The organism is Methylobacterium sp. Leaf100 (assembly GCF_001422845.1).
Classification (GTDB): domain Bacteria; phylum Pseudomonadota; class Alphaproteobacteria; order Rhizobiales; family Beijerinckiaceae; genus Methylobacterium.
Window position 1 is genome coordinate 1 of sequence record NZ_LMMW01000049.1, and the last position, 3,923, is coordinate 3,923.

Sequence of the window (3,923 nt, forward strand, 5' to 3'; positions counted from 1 at the left end):
AACCGAGCGGATCAGTGCCGTCCGCTCGCCCTGCCATCGTCACACGACCGACGATGCACTAACTTCAAACCTGGGCCACTGAATGGGGGCAGGCCAACAACACCCATCCCAAGCCCGAGCTGCAGGAGCCTGTCCTTGGGTACCCGACTGCGGGCATCTACGGGTACACACACGCGTTCGGAGGCTATGCCGGAGCGCACGCCCAGTACGTGCGCGTGCCGTTCGCCGACAACGATTGCTTCAAGGCGCCGGAAGGTCTTCCGGACGAGCAGGTGCTGTTTCTCTCGGATGCGGCACCGACCGGCTATATGGGCGCTGATTTCTGCAACATTCAGCGCGGCGACGTGGTGGCCGTGTGGGGCTGTGGCGGCGTCGGCTTGATGGCCCAGAAGAGTGCCTTCCTGATGGGAGCTGAACGGGTCATCGCGATCGACCGCCTGCCCGAGCGGCTGCAAATGGCCCGCGAGCATGTCGGTTCGGAGACGATCAACTACACGGAAGTTGATAGCGTCCTGGAGGTGCTCAAGGAGATGACCGGCGGTCGGGGCCCCGACGCCTGTATCGACGCGGTTGGCATGGAGGCGCACGGGACCGGTCTGCAATATGCCTACGACCGTGCCAAGCAACTCACCTTCATGCATACGGATCGCGGCCAGGCTTTGCGCGAGGCGATCTTAACCTGCCGGAAGGGGGGAACGCTGTCGATCCTGGGCGTCTACGGCGTGATGGACAAGTTTCCGGTCGGCGCGATCATGAACAAGGGCCTGACAGTGCGCACGGCCCAGCAGCATGGGCAGGCTTACATGGACCGACTGCTCGCCCATGCGCAGAAGGGAGAGTTGAACCCATCGTTCCTGGCAACGCACCGCTTCTCCCTCGAAGAGGCTCCGCGCGGCTACGCCATGTTCAAGCACAAGGAAGACGGCTGCGTTCGCTCTGTGTTTGTTCCGTAAATCGAGCCGCGCTCCACAAAGAACAACCACTGTACGTTTGAATTTACTATTCGTAATGAGCTCATGATCGTCAACTTTTTTGTTCTCGACAAGTACATGATTCGTACATACGATACCAATAGTCTCACAAGCGGATGCATCGACCGGCCGGATTAGGGCGGTTGTTTGTAGGCCTCCGCACGCCATCAGCGGGAGAACAGCATGCGAGCCCTGGTCTGGCACGGAAAGGAAGATATTCGGTGCGATACCGTCACTGACCCTGAGATCGAAGACGATCGCGACGTCGTCATCAAAGTGACCAGTTGCGCTATCTGTGGATCGGATCTTCATCTGTTCCACAACTTCGTTCCCGCCATGCTTCCTGGCGACGTCATGGGTCATGAGACCATGGGTGAGGTCGTCGAGACCGGGCGCGGGATCAATGGCAAGCTGAAGAAGGGCGACCGGGTCGTGGTGCCCTTCACCATCGTCTGCGGCGAGTGCGACCAGTGCAAACGCGGATATTTCTCCATCTGTCAAAGAACTAACCGCAAAAAGTACCTCGCGGACAAGGTCTTCGGCCATGCGACTGCTGGCCTGTTCGGGTACTCGCATCTCACTGGTGGCTACCCGGGCGGACAAGCCGAGTACCTGCGCGTGCCGTTCGCCGACACGACCGTCCAGAAGGTGCCCAAGGGTATTCCCGACGAAAAGCTGCTCTTCCTGTCGGACATCTTCCCGACCGGTTGGCAAGCGGCTGTCCAAGCCGATATCCAACCTACCGACACCGTGGCGATCTGGGGGTGCGGTCCGGTCGGTCAGATGACGATCCGCTCCGCTATCCTCCTCGGCGCCGAGCAGGTCGTCGCCATCGACCATCTGCCGGAGCGATTGGAGATGGCTGAGGCCGGGGGCGCCATCACCATCAATTTCGACGAGGAGAACGTCGTCGAGCGGCTGAACGAACTGACCGGCGGCGAGGGTCCCGAGAAGTGCATCGACTGCATCGGCATGGAGAGCCACGTCAGCCCCGCCATGCCCGACACCGTCTACGACCGGGCCAAGCAGATCGTCCTGGCCGAGAGCGACCGGCCGCACGTGCTGCGCGAGATGATCTATGTCTGCCGGCCCGGCGGGCTGATCTCGATCCCAGGGGTCTATGGCGGCTTGGTCGACAAGATCCCGATGGGCGCGGCGATGAACAAGGGCCTGACGTTCCGCATGGGGCAGACACATGTCCAGCGCTGGACCGCCGACCTCCTGCGCCGAATCGAGGAAGAGCAGATCGATCCCTCCTTCGTCATCACGCACGAGGCTTCGCTCGAAATGGGGCCCGAGATGTACCGGACGTTCCGCGACAAGCAGGACAGCTGCATCAAGGTCGTTCTCAAACCCTGATATTCCGTGGAGGGATCATGACCAATCTACTGAACATTGCGGGCCTCTCGAACATTGCCCGATCAAAAGGGGACCCGAAGATTGTTCGCTCCGGCCCGAGTTCACGCGGCATACCGGACAGCCTCGCCAAGGGGCTCGGCTGGTTCAGCCTTGGCCTAGGTCTCGTCGAACTCCTGGCACCCAGGCGCATCACCCGTGCGCTCGGCATGGAGGGTAAAGAGGCCTTGGTGCGCGCCTACGGAGCCCGTGAAATCGGGAGCGGTGTCCTGACGCTATCGGTCGACAAGAAGCTCGGGCTCTGGAGCCGGGTCGCCGGCGATGGCATCGACATCGCAACCGTGATGACGGCGCTGCGGCCGGACAACCCGAAGCGTGACAATGCCGTAGTCGCTCTGGCCCTGTTGCTTGGCATTACGGCCGTCGACCTGATCGATGCCCAAGCCACCACGATGCGGCATAGCCGCAAGGCCGGTCGGAAGCGCTCGTACCGCGACCGCAGCGGCTTTCCGCGTGGTGTCCAGGCGTCCCACGGTGCGGCGCGGGACTTCAAGATGCCGCCCGACCTGCGGCATGCACCGCCTCTCGCTGCCGTCTCCCAGCGCACCTCTGCCGCTTGAGGCCGCACGAACTACGACTGCGGCCGCCACCGGTCGCCGTGCGGGTGAGTCTTTACGGAGAAGGCGAAGCGTCCACGTCGGGACGAATGTTCAAGGGCCGCTTGCACCCTTATCCGAATCTTTGTGCCAGGCCACGCATATGTTCGTCCGGTGCCAGTTCGAGGCCTTCACTCAACGGCGCTGAACGACCGCCTCTCACTTGCCCAGGCTTCGAAGCTATCGAGCCACACTCGGGGAGGCTCGGTCGTACAGATGGATCTCTTGTGACGTCCGTTTTCAGGCGTAGGGTTCAGAGCCAAGAACGACACGCTTGGGTCGAAAACGGACGGTTCAGCTCATGAACGGGCGGGTTACCGGGACCCGAGGCTCATGTCGGAAATACCGTCGGATCTCTGACAATGCTAAGCTATGTATCAGGTGCGCGTGCAGCTTTTGCAGGCATCTTGGTGGAGAGACAGCGTAGGGTAGAAAGCTGTCGTTCTCGGAACAGGGTTTCATGCTTTTGCTGGCATGGGTGCGAAATGCTCGATGAAGCGCAGATCATCCCAGAGGTCGATAGCGTGTCCATCAACAAGGGCCTGTGCCTTCGCCTTGGCCTCATCGTCTCCCAGGGCTGAAATTTCGGACTTTGAGACGATCTCGCCGTTCGCTCCAACGCCCATCGCTCGGTAGTGCGGTGTTCCATCCGGTTCAGCGGATGGGGGACCGCTCATCGGATCAGCCACGTTCCAGAGAACGACAGGCCCGCCGTATAGACCGCACTCCCATCCTCGTCGGTCACCACCACCGTGTAGATCTTGTGTTCGCCATCGCGCGGAACCTCGTCGGCCGCAATGGTGGGCAGAACCCGCTTGGCTTGTACGATCGCAGCTTCGAGGGTTGGCCTGCCCCCATTCAGTGGCCCAGGTTTGAAGTTAGTGCATCGTCGGTCGTGTGACGATGGCAGGGCGAGCGGACGGCACTGATCCGCTCGGTT

The 3,923-nt window shown here is 61.4% G+C and carries 5 protein-coding genes; 3 read left to right on the plus strand and 2 right to left on the minus strand.

Going from position 1 to position 3,923, the window contains the following annotated elements; all coding sequences use genetic code 11:
* Window positions 1–209 precede the first annotated feature (209 nt).
* The 3 genes from ASF25_RS17415 to ASF25_RS17425 all read left to right on the plus strand — a co-directional run bounded on the left by ASF25_RS17415 (window position 210) and on the right by ASF25_RS17425 (window position 2,947).
* The gene (locus ASF25_RS17415; RefSeq protein ID WP_244473079.1) at window positions 210–953 is read left to right on the plus strand and encodes a zinc-binding dehydrogenase; all 744 of its coding nucleotides are present in this window, start codon (window positions 210–212) and stop codon (window positions 951–953) included.
* 201 nt (window positions 954–1,154) lie between these two features.
* Window positions 1,155–2,330, plus strand: a complete 1,176-nt coding sequence (locus ASF25_RS17420) for a zinc-dependent alcohol dehydrogenase (protein WP_056306168.1) — start codon at window positions 1,155–1,157, stop codon at window positions 2,328–2,330.
* A gap of 17 nt (window positions 2,331–2,347) precedes the next feature.
* Window positions 2,348–2,947, plus strand: coding sequence for a hypothetical protein (locus ASF25_RS17425; RefSeq protein WP_082502878.1), 600 nt, complete (start codon window positions 2,348–2,350; stop codon window positions 2,945–2,947).
* Between the two features lie 494 nt (window positions 2,948–3,441).
* Here the strand turns inward: ASF25_RS17425 and ASF25_RS22985 are convergent, their stop codons facing one another.
* Both ASF25_RS22985 and ASF25_RS23410 read right to left on the minus strand, forming a co-directional pair.
* On the minus strand, window positions 3,442–3,660 hold the full coding sequence (locus ASF25_RS22985; protein ID WP_156369055.1) for a hypothetical protein: 219 nt from the start codon (window positions 3,658–3,660) through the stop codon (window positions 3,442–3,444).
* On the minus strand, window positions 3,657–3,923 hold a 267-nt coding region (locus tag ASF25_RS23410; RefSeq protein WP_210168830.1), incomplete at its 5' end, for a hypothetical protein. The genes ASF25_RS23410 and ASF25_RS22985, both read right to left, overlap by 4 nt.

Excerpts from the sequence above, each read along its gene's own strand:
- ASF25_RS17420 (WP_056306168.1), top strand. The coding sequence starts at position 1,155 with ATGCGAGCCCTGGTCTGGCACGGAAAGGAAGATATTCGGTGCGATACC.
- ASF25_RS17425 (WP_082502878.1), top strand. The coding sequence starts at position 2,348 with ATGACCAATCTACTGAACATTGCGGGCCTCTCGAACATTGCCCGATCA.
- ASF25_RS22985 (WP_156369055.1), bottom strand. The coding sequence starts at position 3,660 with ATGAGCGGTCCCCCATCCGCTGAACCGGATGGAACACCGCACTACCGA.